The following is a 2,231-nucleotide window of genomic DNA, read 5'->3' as shown; positions in this document are numbered from 1 at the left end:
TAAAACCGACGCAGACGGTAAAGCAACCGCCAAGATAACCAGTAAAAAAGCCGGCTCTTATACCGTAACGGCCACGGTTAATGGTAAAGACACCATCAATAAGACCACCTTTAGAGGCGATAAGGAAACGGCAGAAATCAATCTGGAGTGGATTAATAAAAAAGAACCAGCTGTTGCAGACAAAAAAGAAGAAAATGAAGTTAAAATTTCAGTTGTTGATCAATATGACAATCCGATTCCTTTTGCTAAAGTTCATGTTAATGCACCGGAAATTAGTTTTCAAAAAGATATTAATACAGATATTAATGGAATTTATAATATTAAGTTAAAAAGTGATACTTTTGGAGAAGTAAAAGTAAATGCAAAAACAGAATCATCTTCTTATGAGAAGAGTATAAAAATAATTTATATACCAAATAAATTTGATTTAGAATTAAATGTGAATATGTAAAAAACTAAGCTTTTAAGGAAAGATTTTATATATTTTCAATATAGAGAGAATATAATGCATTTATCAAACTTAATAAAAAAATTATTTACTATTTTTCCCATTACCATATTTATTTCAGTAAACGTATGGGCTAATGATAATTATACGTGTTTCAGTGATGAAGAAATAATTGTTAAACTTGGAAAATCATCTGAACAATACCCGTCAAAAGGAGTTGTTTATAATAGCGAATATAATATGAATAAAAGTTATAATGGAACATGTAAAGCTGATAAGTTCGATGATACACTCGGACCTTTTTATTATAAAGCCGTTTACGAAAATATAAATAGCGTTGAAAGTGAATCTGGGTATATCAGTTTAAATGATTTTGTAGAAGTAGAAACAAAAATACATGTTTATAGTCAAGGTTATAAGCAAGTTCCTTTTTATAATGTATCGAATAATGCTGAAAATATGTTCCATGAAGTAGAAGCATTTGATACGGGATCAAAGGGAATTGTTAATATTAGACTAAAAAAGAGCATCCTTGATGGGACTATTGTTGTCCCAGAGTTTTATGTTAAGTTATATACTTTATTTGCAAGTAAAACAAAAGAATACTCTGATAAACCTCTTGTTTTAATTAAATTTGAAGAATCTAAAATTAATGTAAATAAAATATGTAATATTAGTAACTTACCTATGAAATTTAATGTAAATGATATAATATCACAAGATATTTTTTCTCATGAAAAAAAATTTGATGGGTTTCAAATTAACATTATTTGTAAAAAAACACTTCCTAATGAAAAAATTAATTTAAATTTTGTTGGAACCCCATTTACTGCTGATCAAGCATATTTTAAAACTAATTTTGAAAATTTTGGAATTGGTGTATGGAATGATGAGTCACAGGAATTAATTAATGATAAAAAAACATTAAGTTTTGAACTTGATGGAAATAAAAAGAATTTGAAATTTAAGCTTATTCCATATTTAGTTAGAGATAATGAGGTATTTTCATCAAATAAAGTAAAAGCTTCAATAAAAGCTATTCTTTCAAAAGATGAATAGGCACAATTAAATTAGAAACTATAATAATCCTGTTGCTAAATAGTGAAATTAATCGGCTTTAAACAAAAACGACTCAGATACATCTAAAAAACACAAAATCAGTATGTTTATTAATCTAATATAGGTTATTTTTAATTTAATGTATGTTTTTTTTATAATCAATTCCTAACTTTTTTGTAAGTCATAACTAATTCCACTATTTAGCAACAGGCTTAATCTCATTACGGTAACATTCCCTGCCTTTGTCTAACGATGCAACGCTACCTAATAGGGGCTTTCCTGAAAGGAACTAAAGGGGCAGTGATTCCGAACTACAGTCACCCCGTAGTTCATGGTTAGGAAATTGAATCGCTTTTAAAGTGAGGAGCAAAAACCATCCCTTATTGCAAAAAGGAGAGGAAATCGATTTATTGTGTTTGGTGCCAGTTAATATTTCCTCAAATAGTGTAATTTCTAACCTAATTTCCTGATTTTAGACATATTGATCCTGCGTTTAGCTGCGTAACCATCGTTTTTTTTCCATGTGGTGTAGTCTTTCTGATAACAATTCCGTTGCTTTTTTACCCATTTGCGCCCCGGTGAAAAGCAGCCTGTCGCCACACAGAATACATTTGTACGGATCAGTGCGCAGAAATCCTTTCATCAACACAGCAAAACCCGGGGTTTCCGGTTTTTTACGTGGCGTCATCTCAAGTGCCTTATACACTTTCGGCAATAGTTTTCC

2 protein-coding genes and 1 pseudogene are annotated in these 2,231 nt (G+C 30.0%); 2 read left to right on the top strand and 1 reads right to left on the bottom strand.

Translation table 11 applies throughout. The features are described 5' to 3' along the window. Both G468_RS21755 and G468_RS0117195 read left to right on the top strand, forming a co-directional pair. The coding region (locus tag G468_RS21755; RefSeq protein WP_034250389.1) for an Ig-like domain-containing protein at positions 1–451 on the top strand (451 nt) is incomplete at its 5' end. 54 nt (positions 452–505) lie between these two features. Next, a complete protein-coding gene (locus tag G468_RS0117195) occupies positions 506–1,507 on the top strand; it encodes a fimbrial protein (protein ID WP_026824060.1) in 1,002 nt (333 codons plus the stop codon). 493 nt (positions 1,508–2,000) lie between these two features. On the opposite strand, the pseudogene G468_RS21750 reads toward G468_RS0117195, so the two are convergent. After that, positions 2,001–2,231 (bottom strand): annotated as a pseudogene (locus G468_RS21750) (IS91 family transposase); the annotation flags it as partial.

Source organism: Arsenophonus nasoniae DSM 15247, assembly GCF_000429565.1.
Classification (GTDB): Bacteria; Pseudomonadota; Gammaproteobacteria; order Enterobacterales; family Enterobacteriaceae; genus Arsenophonus; species Arsenophonus nasoniae.
This window is presented reverse-complemented; position numbering and strand designations above follow the sequence as displayed.

Coding starts and splice junctions, on each gene's coding strand:
- G468_RS0117195 (WP_026824060.1), top strand. CDS start 506: ATGCATTTATCAAACTTAATAAAAAAATTATTTACTATTTTTCCCATT.